Raw genomic sequence first — 22,918 nt, forward strand, 5'->3', positions numbered from 1 at the left:
CGACCACGTTCACCTGACGGGAGCGGTGTGAATCGAGAGGTTCACGCACCGTTCTGCGAGAGGCCGGGAGTGAAAATCCCCCGGCCTACTCACCCCGGAGCCTCGACCAAGATGGCGCGGCTCTATGGCCGTTCGCCGTACGGCTAGCGCTGTGTTGCAGCGCTCCCGCATGGTCATTGGAAGACGACGACCTTCGTCGGCGCGCTCAAGGCGACTGGCATGACCGCGCCGATGGTCCTCGATGGCCCCATGGATGGTTCGGGCGCTCGATGCTTACGTGACGCAAGTCCTCATGCCGACACTCAGGCCCGGCGACATCGTGGTGATGGACAATCTCGCAGTACATAAACGAGCCGAGGTCGCCCTCGCAATCGATTCGGCGGGGCGCCCGGCTCCTCTATCTGCCGCCTTATTCGCCCGATCTCAATCCGATCTAAATGGCCTTCGCCAAGCTCAAAGCTGCCCTTCGAAAGGCCGCCCCAGATCAATCGAGGCTTTGCTCAACGCCGTCGCCGTCGCCCTGGCCGCCTTCATCGCCCAACAGTGTCTGAACTTCTTCGCCGCGGCCGGTTATGATCGCGTCTGACCAGAATCTGCTCAAATGCGCGGTAATCGCACAACATCCGGGGCCCGACCTCAGCTCCGCACTTGAGCGCGCGGCAACTCTGGCTGCAGCTTCGCCAGTTTCCCATCAACATCGTCGATGCTGGTTCTCGGCCTAGCGCGATCCGTTCGTCGTCGAAATCGTAAGAGGTCAGTCTTTTTTGCAGATTTCCTCCAATCTTTCCCCGATTTTTGCGGTTTTTAAACGCCCGCACGCCCTTAGAACCTGCGTGGGAAGAGTGCGGAAGTCAGCTCACACAGTTCAATCCCGTCAAGCCATGCGCTGCCAAAATGGTGATCGACCGCGACGTCAATGGGACAACCAGGAAATGTGACGTCCGGAACTGAGTAATTGCATGGATGGACAAGTGGGTATGACCGCACACTCAAGATTATCGATCGACGCGATGAACCGCTCTTTCCGGCCGGACACCGTCGCGATCGTGGGAGCTTCCCAAGCTTGGGAATTTGCCATGGTCATCAGCAATAATCTTAAGAAGTGGATCTTCGCTGGCACGCTTGCCGCGGTGAACCCGTGCTGCAAGCAGATCGAGGGCATGCTGTGCCGTTCCTTCCTCACGGCGATCCCCTATCCTGTTGACCACCTTGCTGCTTCCGCTATGTCAAGCAATGCAATCCCCCCGTCCTCGACGATTGTGAAGCCCCTTGGTTGGGGCGATCCTGGCCGCATCGAGCTGTTTCGCCCGATCAGCTCTCTCTCTCTCTCTCTCTCTCTCTCTCTCTCTCTCTCTCTCTCGCCGAGGAGGTCGGCGAGATCGACATCAATCTGGTCATCCTTGCCGCGAACGGTGCCGGAACTAGTTTGCGATGTTCCGAGGTGTTCGCGGTAGTGGTGCTATCGGCAGCTCGGTCTCAGTTCCGGCCTGCGCTTAGGCGTGGCGGTCTCGCTAATTCGCAACTATTTGGCTTGGGAAATTCGATGGATTTCGCGTTTAGAAGAGAAGAGCAGGCGTTCCGCGAAGAGGTGCGTCAGTTCTTGCGCGATCATGTGCCAGCGGAGACGCATCGAAAGCTAGTCGAGGGTAGGCATCTATCTAAAGACGAGATGGTCGCTTGGTCGCGCATTCTAAACAAAAAAGGCTGGGCTGTTCCGGACTGGCCCGAGGAACACGGCGGAACGGGATGGAGTCCCGTGCAGCAATACATTTTTGGTGAGGAGCTGCAGACCTATCCGGTGCGTGGCCTGCCCGACTTCGGTACGTCCTTGGTCGGCCCGGTGATATACACGTTCGGCAATGAGGTGCAGAAGAAATACTATCTGCCGCGCATCGCAAACGCCGACGACTGGTGGTGCCAGGGCTTCTCAGAGCCCGGTGCGGGCTCTGACCTCGCCTCACTCAGTACGCGGGCTGTACGGGACGGAACCCACTACGTCGTCAACGGCCAGAAGACCTGGACGACGCTCGCGCAGTATGCCAACTGGATCTTTTGCCTAGTTAGGACCAATCCTCATGTGAAAAAGCAGCTGGGCATCTCCTTCCTTCTAATCGACATGAAGTCGCCTGGCGTTACCGTGCGCCCGATCCAGCTGATCGACGGCACTCACGAAGTGAACGAAATCTTCTTTGACGAGGTGCGCGTTCCCGCCGAAAACCTCGTCGGAGAGGAGAACAAGGGCTGGGGCTACGCCAAATTCCTCCTTGGCAACGAGCGCTTCAATATCGCCAGCGTCGGCGCCACCAAGGAGCGCATTCGACGCATCAAGGATCTGGCCGCGCGGTCCCGTGTGGGCGAAGAGCGGCTGATCGATCAGACCGCTTTCCGCGAGAAGGTGGCCTCGGTCGAAATCCAGCTTAAGGCGCTAGAAATGACGCAGCTTCGCGTGGTCGCCAGCGCATCGAAACAACAGAAGGGCACGCAGGACCCCGCGAGCGCCATCCTCAAACTAAAAGGATCGGAAATTCAGCAAACGACGGCGGAGCTTTTGCTCGACTTGGCCGGCCCCTACGCGATGCCACGTATCTCCGAAGAAGAGAACCGTAACGAGCCGCCGATCGGTTCTGATTGGACCTCGTCGATCGCGCCCGCCTATTTCAACGTTCGCAAGGTGTCGATCTATGGTGGCTCCGATGAAATCCAGAAGAACATTATTGCTAAGACGATTCTAGGCCTTTGAACTTCGCTGGTTCGATCCATAAAGTGCCGCAGGGGCGGCTTCCAAAGTGAGGCAACGGATTCGGGAGAACTTCACAAGTGGAGTTTCAGCTTTCCGAGGAGCCGCGGCTCCTCAAAGACAGCGCCGAGCGGCTGATGCTCGAAAGTCATGGCTTCGATCGTCGCCCCAAGTACCAGTTCGAGGTGCGGGGCTCCAGCGAGACGCGGACGTGTTATGCCGAACTCGGGTTTCTGAAGCTGCGGTCTTCCGAGGTGCATGCAGCTTCGACGGCACAGTCGCGACGATGATTGGCATGGAGGCGTTCGGCACGGCAGTGATCCTCGAACCTCGTTTCGCGACAATGCTCGCTCGCGGTGTGCTTCAGCATGGGGCGAGCGAATCGCAGAAATCCGAGCTGATCCCCCCGATCGCGAAAGGTTGTATGAAGCTCGCGTTCCAGGCGAAGATCAAAATTGGCCAGTCGGCGAGCGTGATCTACCAACAGCACGATCCAGCTCCATAGTGGCGTCGGCATGACGATGGAATACAGCATTGGCCGCTATTTCAAGCATGGTGACCAAGACCGACACGATGTTCGGGGTGCTGATCATCGACTTGCCACCCTGCCTCGCTCGGAGGAATCATCAGTCAGGAAGCGAATAGAATGACAAAACTAAGGAGCATGGCATGAACAAAATGGTCAAGTTCGACCGTTACGACGTCGTTGCCGTCGTAACGGTCAACAATCCTCCCGTGAACGCACTAAGCGTCGCGGTGGAAGACGGCATCATGGAGTGCGTCAACGCCGCAATCGCCGACCCCGAGGTGAAGGGTGTCTTGCTGACCTGCGCGGGTCGCACTTTCATCGCCGGCGCCGACATCACAGAATTCGGCAAGCCGCGGAAGCCGTCAGCGTGGGACGATCTTCTGGCGGCGCTGGAACAATCGCCGAAGCCTATTGTCGCTGCGATCCACGGCACTGCCTTTGGCGGTGGGCTTGAGCTGGCACTGGCGTGCCATTTCCGAGTTGCGACCAAAGACGCAAACCTTGGCATGCCCGAGGTCAAGCTGGGCCTCTTGCCGGGTGGCGGCGGTACGCAGCGCCTACCGCGCGCAGTCGGGCCTGAGCTTGCGGTGAAGATGATCGTCGGCGGTGATCCGATTTCAGCGGCCGAAGCGCTGCAGTCTGGTCTGATTGACGAGGTCGTCGAAGCCACAGTGGAGGGCGGTAAAGGTTTCGTGCGAAAAGTGCTAGCCCAGAAGCGCCCATTGCGAAAGCTGCGCGATGACGATTCAAAGCTCGCCGCGGCAAAGGCGGACCGCTCGATTTTGACCAATGCTGTGGCTTCCATGACTAAACGGGCGCGCGGGCTGGAAGCGCCGTTCGCCGCGGCTGACGCGGTGGGGTTCGCCCTCGATCTGCCGTTCGAGGAAGCATTGAAGAAGGAGCGCGACTTGTTTCGGAAGCTGGTCGGAAGCGACCAGTCGAAGGCGCAGCGTTACGCCTTCTTCGCTGAGCGCGAAGCCAGAAAGATCGCGGGCGTGCCAGAAGGGACGACGCCCCGACCGGTCGGGCGCGTTGCCATCATCGGTGCCGGTACCATGGGCGGCGGTATTGCGATGTCCTTCGCCAATGCCGGCATTCCTGTGACCCTGATCGAGACGGGTGCAGAGCAACTCAAGCACGGCTTGAGAGGGATGCAGAAGAACTGGGAGGCGTCTGCTGCGCGCGGTGGTATCCCGGCGGATGCGCCTGCCAAACGCATGGCGCTGATCAACGGCGTAGTGGGCATCGATAACGTCAGGGACGCCGACCTGGTGATCGAGGCGGCGTTCGAAACCATGGCGGTGAAGAAGGAGATCTTCTGCCAGCTCGACCAGTTCGCCAAGCCCGGCGCGGTGCTCGCCTCGAACACCTCCTATCTGAACATTGACGAAATGGCCGGGGAAACAAGCCGCCCGCAAGACGTGCTGGGGATGCACTACTTCTCGCCGGCCAACGTCATGAAGTTGTGCGAGATTGTGCGCGGCCCCCGAACCGCGCCAGATGCGCTGGTGACCGCGGTGGCGATCTCACGCAAGATCGCCAAGGTGCCGGTGGTTGTTGGCCTCTCCTATGGATTCGTCGGCAATCGCATTTGGGACCAGCGCGATAGACAGACGCAAAAGCTGTTGTTCGAAGGCGCCCTGCCGCAGCAGATCGATGCAGTCTTGACTAGGTTCGGCATGCCGATGGGGGCATTCGCGATGAGCGACCTGGCCGGCACGGACGTCGGCTGGCTTATGAGAAAGAATCTCGGAGTCAAAAATGAGATCGCGGATGCACTTTGTGAAGCAGGCCGCTTCGGGCAGAAGACCGGTAAGGGCTGGTACAAGTATGAAGCCGGCTCGCGGACGCCCATAGCCGACCCTGAAGTTGAAAGACTAATCGACGAGACGCTAACGCGGCTCGGGTGTAAGCGCCGCGACGTCAGCGACGAGGAAATTCTCGAACGTCTGATGTATCCGATGGTCAATGAGGGCGCGCGTCTCCTCGAAGAGGGCATCGCGGCGCGGCCGGGCGACATTGATGTGATCTGGCTGTATGGCTTCGGCTGGCCGATCTATCGTGGCGGTCCCATGTATTGGGCCGATCAGGTCGGCCTAAAGCATATCGCCGATCGGCTCACTTTCTACGCCAAGAAAACCAACGATCCCTCGCTCGAGCCGGCGCCGCTGCTCAAGCGCTTGGCCGCGCAAGGCAACGGCTTTGCCTCGCTCGCGTCGCCGGCTAAAGCGGCGTGAGGATTAACAAATACTCACCAAACACCTCAGCGGAAGCAATCAATGCCTAGCGATAAACAAGCTTATATTGTCGGTGCCTGGGAGCATCCCACGCGGAACGCGCCGGACAAGTCGACCGTGCAGCTTCATGCGGAGTGCGTTGTTGGCGCGCTGGCGGACGCCGGACTGAGCAAAGAGGATGTCGATGCCTACTTTTGCGCAGGCGATGCACCGGGGCTTGGTCCGCTTACTATCGTCGATTTTTTGAATCTGAGGGTGCGACACTGCGACTCGACCGACATGGGCGGTTCCGCACCTTTGCAGCACGTCGCTCATGCTACCCAAGCGATTGCAGCGGGCAAATGCAACGTCGCTGTGGTCACCTTGGCGGGACGGTCGCGCAACGGATGGCGGGACCCCGAGCATACCCCCACTCAGCCGGATCAGATGTGGGAGAAGCCGGTTCAGCATAGGCTTCCGGATATTTACGCCATGTGTGCCCGCCGTCACATGTATGAGTACGGGACCAGTAGCGAGCAGCTGGCGTGGATCAAAGTTGCCGCTTCTCACCATGCGCAGCATAACCCGCACGCCATGCTCCGCAAGGTGGTCACTGTCGAAGATGTGCTGTCGTCTCCCATGGTGTCGGATCCCCTGCGCCGCATGGACTGCTGCGTTGTCTCCGACGGTGGCGGTGCCGTTGTAGTGACACGCCCGGAGATCGCCAGGAGCCTCAAACGCCCGCGGGTAAAGGTGATCGGGGCCGGCGAAGCTGTTCAGGGACAGTCAGCCGGCAAGGTCGAGCTGACTGCTTCGGCGGCGAGGCAGTCGGGCGCCATTGCTTTTGCCGAGGCTGGCATCAAGCCAAGCGACATCCGCTACGCTTCCATCTACGACAGCTTCACCATTACTGTCCTTATCGCGTTGGAGGATCTCGGGTTCTGCGAAAAGGGACAGGGCGGCCGCTTTGTTGCGGATGGCAACTTGATTTCAGGCGTCGGACGCTTGCCGTTCAATACCGATGGTGGCGGCCTGTGCAACAATCACCCGGCAGGTCGAGGCGGAATCACTAAGGTGATCGAAGCGGTTCGCCAGCTGCGTGGCGAGGCGCATCCAGCCGTCCAGGTGACGAACTGCGCGCTGGCGCTCGCGCACGGGACAGGGGGCTGGATGGGAACTCGCCATGGCAGCGCTACATTAATCTTGGAACGGGAGTAGTCCGATGGTTGGCACTGAGTTTATCGAGAACAGTCCAGAGACCAAACCGTTCTGGGATGCTGCCGCTGCCGGCCGTTTCGTGTTGCCGCGGTGTCGACATTGTCACAAGACACACTGGTATCCGCGGGGTATCTGCCCTCACTGCCTGTCTACGGTGCTCGATTGGCAGGAGTCTGCCGGTGAGGGCGAGATTCACTCGTTTTCTGTGAACCGCATGGGGAAGGAGACATATGTTCTCGCGTATGTAACGCTCAGCGAGGGACTAATCATGCTGGGCAATGTAGTCGATGCTGATCCGGTCACACTGACGATCGGCACAAAGGTCAGGGTGGTCTTCACCATCGGGAAGCCATCTGTTCCGCTCTTCGCAGTGCGTTAGCGTTCGTAAACTGGAGTATCTTTGGTTGAGGGACAACATGACATTACGACTGGACAATCGGGTGGCGATCGTGACTGGCGCCGGCACCGGACTAGGCCGCGAACATGCATTGCTGCTAGCTGCTCGCGGCGCCAAGCTGGTAGTCAACGATCCCGGAAGGGCGCTCGACGGTCGCGAGAGCGACCAAACGGTCGCCGACCAAGTGGTGGCAGAGATCAGGCGGCAGGGCGGTGTGGCGGTTGCTAACTACGACAGCGTCGCTGATCCGCAAGCCGCCAAACGTATTGTTGATACGGCGATCACGGCGTTCGGCCGTCTCGACATCTTGGTAAACAATGCCGGCATTCTGCGCGACAAGAGCTTCGGCAAGATGGCTCTCGATGATTATCGAAAAGTCATCGACGTTCACCTGATGGGCTCCGTCTACTGCACCCACGCCGCGTGGCCTGTTATGACTCAACAGAAATACGGGCGCGTTGTGATGACTACTTCGACCGCAGGCACCAACGGCAGTTTCGGCCAGACCAACTACGGCGCCGCTAAGATGGCGCTGATCGGGCTGATGAACTGTCTGGCGACTGAGGGTCGCAAGAATAACGTCCTAGTCAATGCGGTCTCACCCGGGGCCGTGACCCGAATGACGGAAGCCCTGACGCCTGAAGGCCTCGCGAAGTATCAAGGCCCGGAGCTGGTCTCGCCGGCCGTCGGCTGGTTGGCGAGCGAGCGCTGTACCGAGACCGCGCTGATCCTCTGGGCCAGCGCCGGGCATTACGCCCGCTTCCAGATCTTCCAGACCGAAGGTGTGCAGTTCGATCCGGCCAAGCCGATCACGGTGGAGATGTTCGATGAAGCGTTCCCACGCATTGCTGACTTGGCGACGGCGACCCCCAGCCGACTCGGCTTCGGCTTCAACGCCAATGCGGCGGAGCGACTGAAGGCGATTGGGCGGTTGTAGGAGTCGGAGGCGACGAGAGCTGGTGACATGGCGGCACTCCTGGGCGGCACGCGACCGGCTTGCGGCGCCTCCTCAGCGACGGCCTGAGGCAGATGGGCTTCGTCCCATGAGGGTGCAAGAGGCGCTGCCAATCGGATGGATCGGTCTGAAATGCTCGGGCCGTCCGTGTAGCGAGCGCTTCGATTTATATCCGGGCGTCGCTCAGCCAGATGTGACCTGGAAGACTTCGTACAGCACCCGCTCCTGGATACTACCGCGTTTGCGTGCGCTGAACTCACAACGACAACTTTTAGGAGCGCCGTCCAATGGTCCTGCAGCACCTCGAAGCCGGCCTTCTCACCATTACCATGAACCGCCCGGAGCGGCGCAATGCGCTGAACCAGGACATGATCGTGGACCTGACTGCGGCCGCACAGCGCGCGGCTGAGGATCATGATGTTCGCGCCGTGCTGCTCAAAGGCGCCGATGGCACCTTCTGCGTCGGTGGCGATGTCAAGGCGATGGCCGAGGGCCGGGTGCCGCTTTCCTTCGAGGCGGAGCTCGCAAACCTGCGTCGCGATGTGGAAGTCTCGCGTATCCTTCGTCAGATGCCTAAGCCGGTGATAGCGCAGCTCGACGGTGCAGCGGCTGGCGCAGGGCTCTCAATGGCACTTGCTTGTGATCTTCGCTTGGCAAGCGAATCCTGCAAGATCACGACTGCTTTTGCCAAGGTCGGCTTCTCCGGCGACTATGGTGGGACCTATTTCCTTACGCAGATTATCGGTAGCGCAAAAGCACGCGAGCTCTATCTGCTGTCGCCGATATTGACGGCGCATGAAGCACTTGCGCTCGGGGTGGTGAACAGAGTCGTACCGGATAGCGAGATCGACGCTGCCGCGCGCGAGCTTGCAATGTCACTCGCGCAAGGACCGTCTGTCGCGCTCGGCTATATCAAACGCAACATCAACAATGCCGAGCATCTGTCGCTTGAGGACTGCCTTGACGGCGAGGCGATCCATCATGTCCGCGCCAGCAAGACCGCCGATCACGAAGAAGCGGCGAGGGCGTTCATCGAGAAGCGCAGGGCGGTGTTCTTGGGCCGCTAAAGCGACGGACAGTCATCTCCGGCCGCCGCAAATCCGCTTAGTTGCGCTACAAGTGGCCCTTTCCTGGCGATACGCAGCGATCATCAGTTCTTTGTCAGTTTATCTCGGGCCTCTGAGAGCTCAGACAAGCGGGCCAAGAACCTGCCGATCTAGGCTTCATCGCCACAACTGGCATGGCCCGCGCGGCAGAGTCCAAGTCAGCTATCAGCCCGTCTCGGCTTCCGAGGGGATGACCTGTTGAGAATCCACAACTAACCCAACACGGTCATCCCATTCTTAATCACCTTTACCCCGCGCGCCTTGACCTTTGCCTCGAACGAGATCACGTCGCCGGTCTTCCACATCTCAAGCGTGATGGTTTCGCCTGGGTAGACCGGGGACGAGAACCGGGCTGCGTGCCGCCTGAAGGCCGTTGGATCGTAGTCGGCATAGGTCTGTAAAATACCGCGGCAGGTGATGCCATAGGTGCACATGCCGTGCATGATGGGTCTTGGGAACCCCGCGCCCTTGGCGAATTCTGGGTCGGAGTGCAGTGGATTCCGGTCGCCGCAAAGCCTATAGATCAGCGCTTGATCGTGGCGCGTTGAGATGTCGATTATCCTGTCGGGCGCGCGGCTCGGCATCTGGTGTGGCTCGGGCTGCCCGTCTGAAGGCCCGCCAAAGCCGCCGTCGCCGCGGGCAAAGGATGAGGCCACGATCGTTGCCAGAAGTTCGCCGTCGCTGTTCTTCAGTACGATCTGATAGCGAATGACGGCACCCTTGTCCTTACCCTTGTCGTAGACCGCAAGCACAGAGGAGTCGGCGATAATATGCGCAGCGGTTGCGAGCGGCTTATGAAAGGTGATATCGCGCTCGCCGTCCACCTCCATCACGCGATTGGTTTTCATGTCCCCGGGACCGGCGCCCCACGCAGCGATCGATGCAAAGCTGGGCACCACCTTCAACGGCCGTGGCCTCGCCGCGGCCTCATTGACGAAGGCAAGCTCTTTCTCGTCCATTGGATCAGAGCCCATGCCGATTGCAAAGGCGTAGAGCATCACCTCGCGATCAACATAACTGTACCTCTGGTCAAGATTCTTCAAGGCCATCAGCTGTTCGTAATTGATTGGCATCTTCGGAAAGTCTCCCACTCTCAACGACGCTGGTTAGCCTGCCCACGTTCTTGTGGGATCGAGCAGGGCCGCAACGACCAACAAACTCCTCTGTCCATTGTTTGTCGCTGTATTCCGTGGGCTAAATATTCCATTTTCTAGTTTGGTCCTTAGAAGGACAGCGTGCCAGTCGGCTGGCTTGGCCTTCTCTGCAGTCATAAGGAAAGATAGAATAAGGTGGGGCGACGCCTAAAGAATGCTTAGATCGGGCCGCATCGCAGAAATTCTACGAACCGAGCAATACTTTCACGCATTCCGAAGCGCAGTGCGGCCACAGAGGCGGCGCGCGAGTGGAAACCTCCGGCGCTGCATCTCAGGAACGAGTTCAAGATACTGCACAGGGTTGTCGGTGAGACGATGGTCTTCGTCACGCCATATTCGATCGAGCCGCCAGTGATGCACTACCTAGGGGCGTATAAGGGAGGTCTCCGACCGCCGGCCATTTCCGGAAGGCCGGCCGAATTGTCCGTAGCGAATATCATAGGTGAGATCAATCTCACGCCAGCCAACGCATTTGATGCGGTCGGCGCTGCGTGAGAACGCAGTGTCGGTTGGTTGGAGTGCAATGAGAGGAGTGTCACGGTGTCTGGCATTGCTCGAACTGCACATACATCGATGCACGGGTATGGAACGCGCCTTCAGAGTCTGCGACGATAATCATGATGAAGCATGCGTGATCATTGCCATCGGGCCTACAACGACCGCGCCTTGCGCGACGCTGCTTGACCAAACTCGACCAATTTCCGTCCATCGCATCCCGCGGCGACTGCAGAGCGGTCACTCTCTGCCTCTATCCGCTCGTAAGTGATCGGGATACGCTGAATCATGATTCAACCCAGATTCGTTCGTTCGATGGACGGATCGCCAACTGCATCACGCCTCCGGGCTGATTGCGCAGTACTCGTGCACCATTTTTTGGTTTTCGCATTAAATCTGCGACAAGATGGGAAAAATCGCGGAATCGTGCGCTCCACTTTGATATTGTTTTTGCAAGTTTATTGGTCGGTGTTGGCGCGGCATCCGGTTGATTGCAGCGGGTCACTCGCATCGCCGGCGAGAAAGGGAGTCGGTGATTTTGACAACTCAACCGCCATCAGACGCTAGGCGCTCGGAACCGGTACGTCTTCCCGCCGAGCGCGAGTGGCTCAACTTCTCCAGCGAACTCGCGAGTATTCGGGAGTCGCGGCCAATAAGCCGATTTCGTTTTCCCGATGGTCGTGTCGGCTGGCTTGTAACCAGTCAGGCGCTCGCTCGTGCCGTGCTCAGTGATCCTCGATTCACGCGAATAGGAGCGCAGGGCTTGCCTCCAGAGATAAGTGCGGCCACCTGCTACCATGCGCTTAAGCGTGATCCGACGTTTCCGGAGGAGACCCGTGCTCTTGTTGAGCGTTACCGGAGCGACGGAAGGCTTGCTGATGTGTTCAGAGATCCTGGGGTTGTTCGAACGCTTCACGAATGCCCGATGAGCAGGTTGCCGTTTTTCCTGAAGCAGGCGCCCGCTCATACTCGGGTGCGCCGCGTTCTGGCTGGCCATTTCACGGTGCGTCAGGCGACGGAGCATCGACCAGAGATCGAGCGGATCGTTGCGAATTGTCTTGATGACATGGGGAGGCTTGCGCGCCCCGTGGACTTGGTCGAGACCTTCGCTCGTGCAGTTCCGTCATTGATGTCGTGCGAAATGTTCGGCATTCCGGAGAGCGACCGTGATCTGTTCGAGCGATTTACAGTGCGCGTGACGAAGAAGGATACCGTGATTGAAGACATCGTGAAGGCTAACGATGAATTCTACGCGTTTCTTGATCGGCTTATTGCTCTTAAGCAGGCTCAACCGTCAGATGATGTCTTCAGCGAGCTGGTCAACAACGGGAAGCTTACAGTGGAAGAGCTCGCGCCCACGTTCAGCACGTTGCTGCAGGCTGCCCATTCCGCGATCGGTCGCGTAATAGCATTTTCCGTGTTTCAGCTACTGAAAGATCGAAGTCGATGGAACGCGCTCGTGACAAAGTCAGTCCCGATAGGCCTCATTGTTGAGGAGATGCTGCGCTATACGATCGCCGCCGTGCTCGCTATGAGAATGCCACTCGAGGATGTCGAACTGGGGGGGGGCGTTATCAAGTCGTTCGAGGCTGTTGCGGTCTCGCTATCAGCATCAAACCGCGATCCGCAAGTCTTCGACAATCCGGATCAGCTCGACCTGTCGCGCCAGGATGCTACGAGACACCTTACTTTTAGCTATGGCATCCACCAGTGTCTCGGGCAACACTTCGCTCGATTGGAGCTGGAGGTTGCGCTGTCCCGCCTAGCGGAACGTTTCCCGACTCTCGACTTTGCCGTACCCGTTCAGGATATACCCTGGCACACTGATCGGGACGTGTACGCTCCGCAGTCTCTACCGGTGACTTGGTGACGCCATGGTGATAAGGGTCTATGCGGACCGGGACCGATGTGTAGGCGCAGGCATGTGCGCGCTTACGGCCTCGGACCTGTTCGACCAGGACAAGGATGGTCGGGTCCTTCTGCGCACTGGCGGTACTCTTGATGGCGCGGAGTTAGATGTCGCTCGACAAGCAGTGGCGTTGTGCCCATCGGGAGCGCTGTCGCTCCGTGAAAGCACCGATGACTAGGGCCTGGGAGTCGCACGTGGACGTGTCGGCGTCACAAAACGACCGGCGCGCCACGCATCCCGGTCCTCAAATACGAGAGAGAAAATGAAAGGAGTTCGCGAAGATGCGGATCGAAGTTGACAAGGAAAAGTGCGTGGGTGGTGGTCAATGCGTGTTAGCTGCGTCGGAGGTGTTCGACCAGCGCGATGAGGATGGCGTCGTTGTGCTGCTGGCCGACGCGCCGGGTGCAGAGTTGCACGAGAAGGTTCGGCTGGCAGCGGCGCTGTGCCCCGCCGTCGCGATTCGACTCATTGAGTGAAAGGTAGCCTCGACCGAGTCGTCGTCAGGCGAGCCTTCGTTGCAGTCTGACGGCGGTTGAGGTCGCGGCGTCGCCATCCGGTCAATCGGCCCATGCTGTGGCGAAATAGCGTTCTTGGGGTCCTGTGCCGGAGGCGTTGCGTCACTAGCTCACGAGCCTTCTGAGTTGAGGGCCGCCTAGTACCCCCTTTTCTTAGAGGGTGAGTCATGATTCAAGATCGGGATGGTACCCGAAGCAAGAGAAGTCCACCTTTCGCGGAAAGATCGCAAGGTGCTTGAGGCGTGTTGCCGCTCACCGGTGACGTTGCAGCGCGATTTGAAGCGGGCGCGGATCGTTCTGTTGGCGGCGGACGGGCGCAGCACCCGCTCGATCGCCAAAGAAGTCGGAGTCCAGCCGCGGATTGTCAGCCTTTGGCGACACCGCTATGCCGATCATGGCCTTGAAGGGCTGCAAGACAAGCCGCGGCCCGGCAAGCAGCCAATCTATACGAAGGCCACAGACAAGCGGATACTGAAGCTGCTGGATAAGCCGGCCCCGCAAGGGTTTGCGCGCTGGACCGGCCCTCTGCTGGCCGAGGCGCTGGGCGATGTTGACGTCCAATATGTCTGGCGATTCCTGCGCAACCACAAGATCGACCTCGCGGCTCGCAAGTCCTGGTGCGAGAGCAACGACCCGAACTTTACGGCCAAAGCCGCCGATGTTGTCGGCCTCTACGTCGCCCCGCCCGCGAAGGCCATCGTGCTATGCGTGGACGAGAAGCCCTCGATCCAGGCCTTGGAGCGAGCGCAGGGCTATCTGAAGTTACCCAATGGCCGCGCCTTGACCGGCCAGAGCCACGATTACAAGCGGCATGGCACGACAACACTGTTTGCGGCGCTTGAGGTTGCGACCGGAAAGATCATCGCGACGCATTCAAAACGGCGGCGTCGTGTCGAGTTCCTCGACTTCATGAACAGTGTCACCGCGGCCTTTCCGGGCCGAAAGCTTCACGTCATCCTCGACAACCTCAACACCCACAAGAAGAACGAGCTTTGGCTCAAGGCCCATCCCAATGTGCAATTTCATTTCACGCCGACAAGCGCGTCCTGGCTCAATCAGGTCGAGGTATGGTTCTCGATCTTGCAGGGACAGTCACTCAGCGGCACCTCCTTCACAAGCCTCAAGCAGCTCCAAGAGCACATCGATGCCTACATCAACGCATACAACGAAAAGGCCACGCCCTTCATCTGGACCAAGAAAAAGGTCCGGCAACGCCGATTTAAGGGTCGCCGTATCACTCAGCTATGATTCCGGGTACTAGTCTGCAAGACCGGGCGGTGTCAAGGCTCGACGCGCTTACGAGCGCCAGCGAGGCCAGCAAACCAAAATTGGTGGAGAGAAGACTGATATGGGTAGCTCCAGTGGCGGCCTTTTGGGGCTATTCCGATGACAGACGGCCCGGTTATTATAGTCGGCGCGGGCCATGCGGGTTTTCACCTCGCCGCATCTTTGCGCCAGTTCGGCTTCAAGGAGCGCGTGTGTCTTATCAACGATGAGTCGCATCCGCCATACCAACGGCCACCGCTCTCGAAAGCTTACCTCAATGGTTCCATAGGTTCGGATGGCCTTCTGTTCCGGCCAGAGAATTTCTATCGTGAAGAGAACATCGAATTGTTCCAAGGCCGTGCCGTCGCGATCGATCGGCAGCACCGCAAGCTCTTGCTCGCGTCTGGCGCCTCGCTCGACTACCACCACTTGGTGCTGGCAACAGGCGCGCGCAATCGCCTTCTCGACCTTCCAAATGCCGATCTGCCCGATGTGAGATATCTGCGCAGCCTCGATGAAAGCGAGGCCTTGCGCGGCATTCTTCCATCTAAAAGGCGCGTGGTGGTTATAGGCGCGGGATTCATCGGGCTGGAATTCGCCGCCACCGCACGTGTCAAAGGCTTGGAGGTCGACGTGATCGAGCTCGCGCCGCGCGTCATGGTGCGCGCCGTGACGGCCGAAGTCTCGGATTACTTCCAAGCGCGGCACCGCGAGGCCGGCATCCGCATTCATCTCGGTGTGCATGCCACCAGCATCGAGGCTGATGGTGGTAAGGTGACGGGCGTCTCGTTGAGCGACGGTCGGCATTTGGTGGCCGATTTGGTCGTGGTCGGCGTCGGTGTTTTGCCGAACATCGAGCTTGCAGCAGAAGCTGGTCTGTCGGTTGCATCGGGCGTCATCGTCGACGAGTTCCTTTCAACCGCCGATCCGGGAATCTCGGCGATCGGGGATTGTGCGCTGTTCGCCAGCTCGCGATTCGCCAGCTCATTGCGGTTGGAATCCGTGCAGAATGCCATCGATCACGCCCGATGCGTGGCGGCACGCTTGGTCGGCGAGCGGAAGCCCTATGACGGCCAGCCCTGGTTCTGGAGTGATCAAGGCAACATCAAGCTGCAGATTGCGGGATTGATAACCGGCTATGACCAGGTTGTTCTGCGCGGCGATCCCGCGGGAAAAGCGTTCTCGGTGCTTTGTTATAAGGCCGGCAAGCTTGTGGGCCTCGAGTCGATCAATCGCGCCTCGGACCACATTTTTGGTCGGCGTCTGCTCGGCATGGACCGTTCGCTTGCCCCGGAAAGAGCTGCCGACGAGAGTTTTGATCTGAAGAGAGCGCTAGACTGAGCGTTCAAGTCGGCTAGCAGGGCGGAGTTGCCTCCGCGGTCGTGAGGTACATGTTGCGCTAGAAGTAACGAGGCGGCTGCGCTGGCGAACGTATCCAGGATTCGAAGTGTCGTCGACAGACTGTTCCGAAATGGTACCAACGAGGCAATCGATGGTACCGTGGCATCGAGGCCTCCCAATGGCGTAGATTAGGATGGCCGACGCTGCTCGTCTTTCCCGCGTGCGCTGTCGCTCGCGCGGTTACATCGACTTGTTGTCGATCCAGCTTAACTTGGCCTACCGGTGGTTCTGCCGGCTGGGTCTAGATGGCGCAGTACCGGATCACTCAACGTTTTCCAAAGAACTGGCATGGCTGCTTCCGACAGAGCGCCCTCTTCCGTCGCGTGTTCGAGAGCGTGCTGCGCCGTTGTATCGGGGAGGCAACTGGTCGGCGATGAGGGATTCGCCGTCGATGCGAGTCTGATCAAGGCCGCGACGATTTCATCTATTGCCATGCCGGGGACGTCTTTTGTTGCCCCCGGCGGTAAAGTTCTCACGATGACCCGAACGCTAGTGAATGGTGGTACCACCATGCTTTACCTCGCCAGTAAGCGCGATTGTGATTGCTGCCCATTGAGGTCCCGGCGCTGCCCTAAGCAGGCATCACGGAGGGGCCGCGCTTGATCTACGAGGCCACTCGCGACATGGCGCGCCAGATCGCGAGATCGTGGGAGGGGCATACTTCGCGTCGGCTTCGCAAGAAGATCGAGATGCTGTTCGCATCTTAAGCGCATTCTCAAACTCGACCGTTTACACTTGCGAGGTCCAAACGGTGCGCGGACGAGTTCATCCTTGCAGCCCGCGCCCTGAACCATCGAAAGAAGGCCAAGCTGATCCCGATGCCCACCCCGAGGCTCGCATAGGGATCGGTAGAGCAGCTCGACCATGTTGGGACGGAGCCATTACAACGAAATACTGCCGGTCTTTTTTCAACAAGTCGGCCCAAAGCCGAATAATGCAGCATTACTGCGTTGCATGCGGATAGCGCGCGCAAAAAACGTCTTCTCTGCCAAAAACTTAGAGATATCATGCGCGCGTCTTTGGTAACTTTCCCGCCAGAGAGGGACCGTCCATGAACAAGCAATTTGAAAAATTGTCACGCCGCGCCTTCCTGGCTAGCACCGCTACCTTGGTTGCAGCGCCGATGGTGCTCAGGTCTCAATGCGCCGCAGCCAAATCCGATTCAGTAACGGTGATGAGTTATGGCGGTTCCTTTCAGGATGCCGCCGTGAAAGCGGTGTACGATCCATTCACTAAGGAAACGGGAATCAGGGTCAACGGCGTCCCTTTCCCGGGACTCGACAAAGTCAAGGCTATGCAGCTCACGGGCAATGTCGAAATAGACGTTTGGGTCGGGCCGGGCTCGACCACCACTAATGGATCCAAGCAGGGTTTTTGGGAGAAGTTGGATGCCAACCTGTTCGATGTCCAGGACATGGTGATCCAACCAAAAAGCGACCATGTCGCCTATGATTTGTACTGCCAAGGCGTGGGGTGGGATCCGGTGAGATACGGCCCAGGCAAACATCCAACGAATTTCGCCGAATTCTTCGACACGAGAAAATTCCCCGGGCGTCGCGTGGTTCGTAAGCTCGCCGATGTGACCATGGAAATGGCGCTTCTCGCTGACGGCGTCGCGCCGAAGGATATCTATCCCTTGGACTTGAATCGTGCGTTCAAGGCACTCGACAGGATCAAGTCAAGTATTGTATGGGGGCAGACGACTACCCAGACGACCTCATTGTTGCAAACTGGCGAGGTCGATTTCGGCATTTGCTTCGCCAACCGAGTAAAGGCGACGACCGAGCCGGGCGGCGGCTTGCCTCTGGCCTTCTCCTTCGAGCAGAACACCATCAATACCGATTGTCTCGCCATCCTGAAGGGGGCGCTCAATAAGGAAAACGCGATCAAACTGATCGTCTATTACCTGCGCCCTGAAGTCCAGGCGAGGCTTTATAGCCTTATGGCATTGATCCCGGGATCCAAGAAAGCCATGACGATGTTGCCGCCTGAGATGCACAAGTGGCAGCCTGACCTTAATAGCCCCAATAATCTCATCATTGAGGGTGAATACTGGGTGGATAATCTCGAGGCGGTGAACCGCCGGTTCCAGGAATGGCTGCTGACCTGATTGTGCCTTGTCGCCGTCGGGGCGCCATGGCTCGCCCCAGAGACGCGATTACGTTATATTTTTGGTCGAACCGCACGGACCGCCCATGATCCGAACAAGCAGTCTGCGCACGCGGGCCACTTTTATGTTGCCGGCCACTATGATTGCCGTAGCGATCGTGGTCCCGCCGCTTTTGTACGTTCTCTTGACTAGCGTCCATGGGTCAGCGTTGTCACTGGCCGACTTTGGTGCGGTCCTGACAACGCGGTTGTTCAGGCAAACGCTGGGCACGACGCTTTTTATCGCAGGCTTGTCGTCATTGCTAAGCTTGCTGATGGGATTTGTCGCTGCCTTGCACCTTTCGCGTCAGCCTGCGCAACGAAGACGATTCCTGATGATCCTAGTGCTGCTTCCGTTCTGGACCAGCGTGCTGGTCAAGTGCTTCGCGTTCATGATTATTTTAGGGCGCGATGGCATCATCAATAGTGTCCTGAGCTGGGTCTTTCACACCAAAGTCCAGTTGCCGCTTGTTTTTAACACGCTCGGCCTGCTGATCGGTATGACCAATTATCTCGTTCCGCTTGTCGTCCTACCGGTTTTAGCCAGTCTCCTTGCGATTGATGATGCGCTCTACCGCGCGGCTTCGATCATGGGCGCCAAGCCAGTGCGGATATTCTGGACGATTACCGTGCCCATGAGCCTGCCCGGAGTGCTCGCCGGTTTGTTGAGCATTTTTGTCATGTCGCTTGGTGCTTTCATCATCCCCGGCTTGCTCGGTGGTCCGCAGGACCATATGCTGTCGAATCTCATCAATTTCTACAATCGGGAGGTATTGGACTGGTCCAAGGCCTCAGCAATCAGCGTGGTGCTGTTCGCTATGGCGATTGCTTTCGCAGCGCCTATGGCACTTTGGCGCCGACGTAGAGTCTAGGACATGCGCATGTCAGCCATCATTCACGATCCGCATTCGCGTCGCTATCGGGCTGTGGGTACCGGTTTGGCGATGCTCGTCTATCTGTTTCTGCTGGCACCGCTGCTGGTGGCAATCCCCATGGCATTCGGCCCGGTGAATTCGCTGACCTTTCCACCGCCGGATTATTCGCTCGACTTGTTCAGGATCTTCTTCAACTCTCCTAGCTGGCTGGGGCCACTTTTCGAAAGTCTTAAAATTGCGCTGGCGTCTATGGCGTTGGCAATTCTTGCCGGCGTGCCCGCAGGTTATTGGATCGCGCGGCATGAATTCCTGGGCAAGGAACTCATCAGCGGGATCATTTTGAGCCCGCTGATCGTTCCCAGCATTGTTATGGGCTTGGGTCTCTATCTTTACTTCTCCTACCTTCACATCAGCGGAACGACCCTCTCGATTGTTCTCGGTCACGTGATGGTTACCCTACCTTTTGTCGTCGTTATGATCGTGGCTGGTGTGAACAAACTCGACCGTAATCTCGAATTTGGCGCCGAACTAATGGGGGCCGGACCGATACGCATGTTTCTGACCGTCGTGATTCCCCAACTCGTTCCGTCGCTTGTGACTGCGGCCTTCTTTGCTTTTCTGCTCTCTTTCGATGAAGTAATCATTTCTTGGTTTTTGGTTGGTCCCAACACGGTCACCCTGCCGGTCAAAATGTATAACGATCTCCAGTGGGAGCTATCGCCGGTGATCGCTGCCATATCTACCTTGCTAACGGCAATTTCCCTGCTGGTCAGCGTCGTCGCCATCGCGTTGTGGAAAGACGCATCCGTCGAGATTTGATTGAAACGGCCTGTGAGCGGACATTATAGGGGACTTGATTAGCGTGGTGCTACGGATGAAGAAAGGGGAGGCGATTGAAGATATTCGGCAGCATGAACGGAGGTGGCACGTTGACCCATCCGCTCCGGCGAAGAGGTAATCCGGATGCATAATAGCAGCGTTGTTGCTGGCCCGACCGTCCACGCGATCGCGTTGATGGACATCTCGAAAACGTATGGCCGCGTGCCGGCACTGCATCCCACCGATTTAAGTATCGTGAAGGGAGAATTCTTGACCTTGCTTGGGCCATCGGGTTCCGGCAAAACGACATTGCTAAATTTGATCGCGGGCGCGACGGGGCCGACAACAGGCAGGATACTGCTAGAGGGGCGCGACATTACCAACATGCCCCCGCGTGAGAGGGGCATCGGAATGGTGTTCCAGAACTACGCTCTGATGCCGCACATGAATGTGTTCGACAACGTAGCCTATCCGCTCCGTGTGCGCCGCCAATCAGCTAAGACCATCCGCGAGAAGGTGACGGAGGCGCTCGAACGTGTCGGCCTACGCGGCTTTGAGGATCGGAAGCCACGCCAGTTATCAGGGGGGCAGCAGCAGCGCGTCGGCATTGCGCGCTGCATCGTCTATTCGCCGGCCATCATCATGATGGACGAGCCACTCGGAGCACTGGACAAAAACCTGCGTGAGCAGATGCAGGGTGAGATAAAGCGTCTCCACAGCGATCTGGGAATAACTTTCATCTACGTCACCCACGATCAAGAAGAGGCGCTTAACATGTCCGATCGCATCTGCCTGATGAGCGGTGGTCGGATCGCGCAGCTTGGGACGCCGGACGAATTGTATTTTCGGCCGCGCACTCGTTTTGTGGCTGAATTTATCGGCGAATCGAATCTGATTAGCGGACGGATAAATGATGCGGGTCGTATGGTAATCGCCGGAGGCGAATCGATTGCTGTTCCCGGTGGCGACACACCGACTAAAGGATCTGAACTTTTGGTTCTGGTTCGACCCGAGAAAGTGCGAATCTGCGACATGGACCAGCCAGTCGACAACAGCGCTAATGTCCTTAGCGGCAAAGTCGCGAGCAACTCTTTTTTCGGCGGCACGACTCGCGTGACTGTCGTAACGGAGAATGGCCTGAACATTACCGCCAAACTAGTATCTGCTCGTTTCGAGTCCAGACTCGAGTCGGGCGCAAACGTCCGCCTCTGTTGGTCATCGTCTGATGAAGTAGTTCTCGAAATATGATGGCTCAACTCGACTTGGACCGCCTATACGCGTAGCAAAGGATTTGGTTAGAGTAACGGACTGTACCCTTGGAATAAGACACGATGATTTCTGTGACAGTGCGGTTGCCACGATGCGTTGTGCTTTGTTCTGCGCGAAGTCGGCCTCGAAAGAGGCGACCGGTATCAGAGTGCCGAGTACAACCGCCATTTGTTATAGATATCCGCGATGAAGCTGTTGATTCCGCGGCGGGCATCGCTGATGTCGGCAAACTCTTTGTCGTTTGATCTCTTCGGTCTTTGCGGATTCCGAGACGATGGTGCGCACCTTACCGATTTGAGGGCGCGCAGGGTTCCGAAATGATCGCGCGCAGTTTCGGATGGTGTGAGGCCTGATCGTTGGGCCATTTCTCCGCCTGCAAACAGCTTGGAGAATTGGATGCCCGACGAGGAGGGTTATCATGCGCCAGGTGCGCGAGATTGTGAGGTTGAGCCTTGAGGCTGGGCTCTCGACGCGCGTGGTTGGCGAGCGTGTCGGTGTCGGGTCGACGACGGTACGTGACACGCTGAAGCGGTTTGCGCGCGCGGGTCTGGCATGGCCAGTCCCTGAAGCGATAAGCGACGCCGAGCTGGAGCAACTGCTGTACGGGGTGCCTGGCGTGAAGCCGGGGCGCCGCAAGGTGGCCGAGCCTGACTGGTCCGTTATTGCCCGTGAGCTCAAGCGCAAGCATGTGACCTTGCAGGTGCTGTGGGACGAGTACATTGCAGAGCATCCGGACGGGTACCGGTAGAGCCGTTATGTTGCGCAACTGGGAAGGCCGGCTGCCGCTGGTGATGCGCCAGCACCACGGCGGGGGCGAGAAATTGTTTGTCGACTATGCCGGCGACACGTTGCCGGTGGTTGACCAGTGAGACTGGCGAGGTGCGCGACGCGCACATCTCGTCGCGGTCATGGGTGCATCCAGCTTGTCGTTCGGGCTGGCGACGTGGACCGAGCAGCTCGGCGACTGGATCGCGGGACATAACGCGGCCTACAGCGGTTTTGGCGGCGCGACGCAATTGCTGGTGCCCGACAACGCCAAGGTCGCGGTGATCAAGGCCTGCCGGGACAACCACTCCGTACTTTACACCCGGCGGCCGCGACCTTGCCCGGGGCGACGGCCGACTCACTTCGCGGATGAAGAGCATCGCCGCCGACGAGCTCCTAATTTTGGACGATTGGGGCCTCCAAACCATCGACGCCAATGCCCGTCATTATCTGCTCGAAATCCTTGAAGACCGCTACGGCCGTCGATCAACACTCGTCACCAGCCAGCTTCCAATTGCCAAATGGCATGAGCCCATAAATGACCCAACTTACGCTGATGCCATACTTGATCGCCTGCTTCACAACGCTCACGGGCTCGAACTGAACGGTGACTCCATGCGTCGTCCGCCGGTTCTTCCTCGGCCTTGATTACATCGTCGGCCGATGAAGACTGAGACTGCAGCCCGCGAAGCTGACCGGCCGCTACGGCACTGCTGGGGGTGCGCGTCCAGTCAGCTTCGCTCCGCCGAGCGACACCATCAAACATGAGACGTGATCTCTTCGGCCGCCGCTTGACCACGGGCTAACTATAGTGACAATTGCCTTTAACGATCGGGGGCTTCCACATGCGCGCGAACAGATTGGAACGCTGCGCGGGATGCGAACAGCCTTGGGCTGCACCGTGGTATCGACTACCACGCGCTCCAGGTCGTTGGGACCGATGGTGCCAGTCTTGTGCGCCACCGCCCGTTCGATGCTGGCGGCTCGAACCAAGCTGGTGAATCTGCGGCGAGATATTGACAACCAAATGCGCGGTCTGTGCAAGGGGTTGGGAATAGTGATCGGCAAGGCCGGCTCGACCAACCTGGCTTGCAAGGTCGACGCCGTGCTTGCTGAAGCGCCGCACAAGACATTTTCGCACCGC

19 protein-coding genes and 4 pseudogenes are annotated in these 22,918 nt (G+C 58.5%); 22 read left to right on the forward strand and 1 reads right to left on the reverse strand.

Features of this window, described 5'->3' with window-relative positions:
- Positions 1 to 96: 96 nt before the first annotated feature.
- The 9 genes and pseudogenes from ABIB78_RS37465 to ABIB78_RS37505 all read left to right on the forward strand — a co-directional run.
- A pseudogene (locus ABIB78_RS37465) lies at positions 97 to 586 on the forward strand (IS630 family transposase); the annotation flags it as partial.
- A gap of 957 nt (positions 587 to 1,543) precedes the next feature.
- Entirely contained in the window at positions 1,544 to 2,740 is a 1,197-nt protein-coding gene (gene pimC, locus ABIB78_RS37470; RefSeq protein WP_429034087.1) for a pimeloyl-CoA dehydrogenase large subunit, read from the forward strand.
- Positions 2,741 to 2,817: 77 nt separating this feature from the next.
- Positions 2,818 to 3,027 (forward strand): hypothetical protein, encoded by a 210-nt coding sequence (locus ABIB78_RS37475; RefSeq protein WP_429034088.1) that lies wholly within the window; start codon positions 2,818 to 2,820, stop codon positions 3,025 to 3,027.
- Positions 3,028 to 3,032: 5 nt separating this feature from the next.
- Positions 3,033 to 3,242, forward strand: coding sequence for a hypothetical protein (locus ABIB78_RS37480; RefSeq protein WP_429034089.1), 210 nt, complete (start codon positions 3,033 to 3,035; stop codon positions 3,240 to 3,242).
- Between the two features lie 164 nt (positions 3,243 to 3,406).
- Positions 3,407 to 5,503 (forward strand): 3-hydroxyacyl-CoA dehydrogenase NAD-binding domain-containing protein, encoded by a 2,097-nt coding sequence (locus ABIB78_RS37485; RefSeq protein WP_429034090.1) that lies wholly within the window; start codon positions 3,407 to 3,409, stop codon positions 5,501 to 5,503.
- Positions 5,504 to 5,545: 42 nt separating this feature from the next.
- Entirely contained in the window at positions 5,546 to 6,700 is a 1,155-nt protein-coding gene (locus ABIB78_RS37490) for a thiolase domain-containing protein (RefSeq protein ID WP_429034091.1), read from the forward strand.
- Positions 6,701 to 6,704: 4 nt separating this feature from the next.
- The gene (locus ABIB78_RS37495) at positions 6,705 to 7,079 is read left to right on the forward strand and encodes a Zn-ribbon domain-containing OB-fold protein (protein WP_429034092.1); all 375 of its coding nucleotides are present in this window, start codon (positions 6,705 to 6,707) and stop codon (positions 7,077 to 7,079) included.
- 37 nt (positions 7,080 to 7,116) lie between these two features.
- Positions 7,117 to 8,034: an SDR family NAD(P)-dependent oxidoreductase gene (locus ABIB78_RS37500; protein WP_429034093.1), complete on the forward strand. Its 918-nt coding sequence runs from the start codon at positions 7,117 to 7,119 to the stop codon at positions 8,032 to 8,034.
- Between the two features lie 305 nt (positions 8,035 to 8,339).
- Positions 8,340 to 9,119 carry an enoyl-CoA hydratase gene (locus ABIB78_RS37505; protein ID WP_429034094.1) on the forward strand — a complete coding sequence of 260 codons (780 nt, stop codon included), beginning with the start codon at positions 8,340 to 8,342 and terminating at the stop codon, positions 9,117 to 9,119.
- Between the two features lie 251 nt (positions 9,120 to 9,370).
- Here the strand turns inward: ABIB78_RS37505 and ABIB78_RS37510 are convergent, their stop codons facing one another.
- Positions 9,371 to 10,231 carry a MaoC/PaaZ C-terminal domain-containing protein gene (locus ABIB78_RS37510; RefSeq protein ID WP_429034095.1) on the reverse strand — a complete coding sequence of 287 codons (861 nt, stop codon included), beginning with the start codon at positions 10,229 to 10,231 and terminating at the stop codon, positions 9,371 to 9,373.
- Between the two features lie 1,501 nt (positions 10,232 to 11,732).
- Here ABIB78_RS37510 and ABIB78_RS37515 point away from each other — a divergent pair.
- The 13 genes and pseudogenes from ABIB78_RS37515 to ABIB78_RS37575 all read left to right on the forward strand — a co-directional run.
- Entirely contained in the window at positions 11,733 to 12,677 is a 945-nt protein-coding gene (locus tag ABIB78_RS37515; protein ID WP_429034096.1) for a cytochrome P450, read from the forward strand.
- A gap of 4 nt (positions 12,678 to 12,681) precedes the next feature.
- The gene (locus tag ABIB78_RS37520; protein ID WP_429034097.1) at positions 12,682 to 12,894 is read left to right on the forward strand and encodes a ferredoxin; all 213 of its coding nucleotides are present in this window, start codon (positions 12,682 to 12,684) and stop codon (positions 12,892 to 12,894) included.
- Positions 12,895 to 12,997: 103 nt separating this feature from the next.
- Positions 12,998 to 13,192 (forward strand): ferredoxin, encoded by a 195-nt coding sequence (locus ABIB78_RS37525; RefSeq protein ID WP_429034098.1) that lies wholly within the window; start codon positions 12,998 to 13,000, stop codon positions 13,190 to 13,192.
- Positions 13,193 to 13,414: 222 nt separating this feature from the next.
- Complete coding sequence (locus tag ABIB78_RS37530; protein WP_429034099.1) at positions 13,415 to 14,479, forward strand: IS630 family transposase; 1,065 nt, start codon at positions 13,415 to 13,417, stop codon at positions 14,477 to 14,479.
- Positions 14,480 to 14,617: 138 nt separating this feature from the next.
- Positions 14,618 to 15,838, forward strand: a complete 1,221-nt coding sequence (locus ABIB78_RS37535) for an NAD(P)/FAD-dependent oxidoreductase (RefSeq protein ID WP_429034100.1) — start codon at positions 14,618 to 14,620, stop codon at positions 15,836 to 15,838.
- A gap of 259 nt (positions 15,839 to 16,097) precedes the next feature.
- Positions 16,098 to 16,309, forward strand: a pseudogene (locus tag ABIB78_RS37540) (transposase); the annotation flags it as partial.
- A gap of 640 nt (positions 16,310 to 16,949) precedes the next feature.
- Positions 16,950 to 18,008, forward strand: coding sequence for an extracellular solute-binding protein (locus ABIB78_RS37545; protein ID WP_429034101.1), 1,059 nt, complete (start codon positions 16,950 to 16,952; stop codon positions 18,006 to 18,008).
- Positions 18,009 to 18,093: 85 nt separating this feature from the next.
- Positions 18,094 to 18,918 carry an ABC transporter permease gene (locus tag ABIB78_RS37550; RefSeq protein ID WP_429034102.1) on the forward strand — a complete coding sequence of 275 codons (825 nt, stop codon included), beginning with the start codon at positions 18,094 to 18,096 and terminating at the stop codon, positions 18,916 to 18,918.
- A 9-nt stretch (positions 18,919 to 18,927) separates the two neighbouring features.
- Positions 18,928 to 19,740: an ABC transporter permease gene (locus tag ABIB78_RS37555; protein WP_429034103.1), complete on the forward strand. Its 813-nt coding sequence runs from the start codon at positions 18,928 to 18,930 to the stop codon at positions 19,738 to 19,740.
- A 144-nt stretch (positions 19,741 to 19,884) separates the two neighbouring features.
- Positions 19,885 to 20,988, forward strand: a complete 1,104-nt coding sequence (locus ABIB78_RS37560) for an ABC transporter ATP-binding protein (RefSeq protein WP_429034104.1) — start codon at positions 19,885 to 19,887, stop codon at positions 20,986 to 20,988.
- Positions 20,989 to 21,427: 439 nt separating this feature from the next.
- Entirely contained in the window at positions 21,428 to 21,757 is a 330-nt protein-coding gene (locus ABIB78_RS37565) for a helix-turn-helix domain-containing protein (RefSeq protein ID WP_429034105.1), read from the forward strand.
- 304 nt (positions 21,758 to 22,061) lie between these two features.
- Positions 22,062 to 22,422: pseudogene (locus ABIB78_RS37570) on the forward strand (ATP-binding protein); the annotation flags it as partial.
- A gap of 304 nt (positions 22,423 to 22,726) precedes the next feature.
- A pseudogene (locus ABIB78_RS37575) lies at positions 22,727 to 22,918 on the forward strand (hypothetical protein); the annotation flags it as partial.

Origin of the sequence: Bradyrhizobium sp. I1.14.4, from assembly GCF_050435825.1 — a bacterium.
Taxonomy (GTDB): Bacteria; Pseudomonadota; Alphaproteobacteria; order Rhizobiales; family Xanthobacteraceae; genus Bradyrhizobium.

Excerpts from the sequence above, each read along its gene's own strand:
- pimC (WP_429034087.1), top strand. The coding sequence starts at position 1,544 with ATGGATTTCGCGTTTAGAAGAGAAGAGCAGGCGTTCCGCGAAGAGGTG.
- ABIB78_RS37480 (WP_429034089.1), top strand. The coding sequence starts at position 3,033 with ATGGAGGCGTTCGGCACGGCAGTGATCCTCGAACCTCGTTTCGCGACA.
- ABIB78_RS37485 (WP_429034090.1), top strand. The coding sequence starts at position 3,407 with ATGAACAAAATGGTCAAGTTCGACCGTTACGACGTCGTTGCCGTCGTA.
- ABIB78_RS37490 (WP_429034091.1), top strand. The coding sequence starts at position 5,546 with ATGCCTAGCGATAAACAAGCTTATATTGTCGGTGCCTGGGAGCATCCC.
- ABIB78_RS37495 (WP_429034092.1), top strand. The coding sequence starts at position 6,705 with ATGGTTGGCACTGAGTTTATCGAGAACAGTCCAGAGACCAAACCGTTC.
- ABIB78_RS37500 (WP_429034093.1), top strand. The coding sequence starts at position 7,117 with ATGACATTACGACTGGACAATCGGGTGGCGATCGTGACTGGCGCCGGC.
- ABIB78_RS37505 (WP_429034094.1), top strand. The coding sequence starts at position 8,340 with ATGGTCCTGCAGCACCTCGAAGCCGGCCTTCTCACCATTACCATGAAC.
- ABIB78_RS37510 (WP_429034095.1), bottom strand. The coding sequence starts at position 10,231 with ATGCCAATCAATTACGAACAGCTGATGGCCTTGAAGAATCTTGACCAG.
- ABIB78_RS37515 (WP_429034096.1), top strand. The coding sequence starts at position 11,733 with ATGAGCAGGTTGCCGTTTTTCCTGAAGCAGGCGCCCGCTCATACTCGG.
- ABIB78_RS37520 (WP_429034097.1), top strand. The coding sequence starts at position 12,682 with ATGGTGATAAGGGTCTATGCGGACCGGGACCGATGTGTAGGCGCAGGC.
- ABIB78_RS37525 (WP_429034098.1), top strand. The coding sequence starts at position 12,998 with ATGCGGATCGAAGTTGACAAGGAAAAGTGCGTGGGTGGTGGTCAATGC.
- ABIB78_RS37530 (WP_429034099.1), top strand. The coding sequence starts at position 13,415 with ATGGTACCCGAAGCAAGAGAAGTCCACCTTTCGCGGAAAGATCGCAAG.
- ABIB78_RS37535 (WP_429034100.1), top strand. The coding sequence starts at position 14,618 with ATGACAGACGGCCCGGTTATTATAGTCGGCGCGGGCCATGCGGGTTTT.
- ABIB78_RS37545 (WP_429034101.1), top strand. The coding sequence starts at position 16,950 with ATGAACAAGCAATTTGAAAAATTGTCACGCCGCGCCTTCCTGGCTAGC.
- ABIB78_RS37550 (WP_429034102.1), top strand. The coding sequence starts at position 18,094 with ATGATCCGAACAAGCAGTCTGCGCACGCGGGCCACTTTTATGTTGCCG.
- ABIB78_RS37555 (WP_429034103.1), top strand. The coding sequence starts at position 18,928 with ATGTCAGCCATCATTCACGATCCGCATTCGCGTCGCTATCGGGCTGTG.
- ABIB78_RS37560 (WP_429034104.1), top strand. The coding sequence starts at position 19,885 with ATGCATAATAGCAGCGTTGTTGCTGGCCCGACCGTCCACGCGATCGCG.
- ABIB78_RS37565 (WP_429034105.1), top strand. The coding sequence starts at position 21,428 with ATGCGCCAGGTGCGCGAGATTGTGAGGTTGAGCCTTGAGGCTGGGCTC.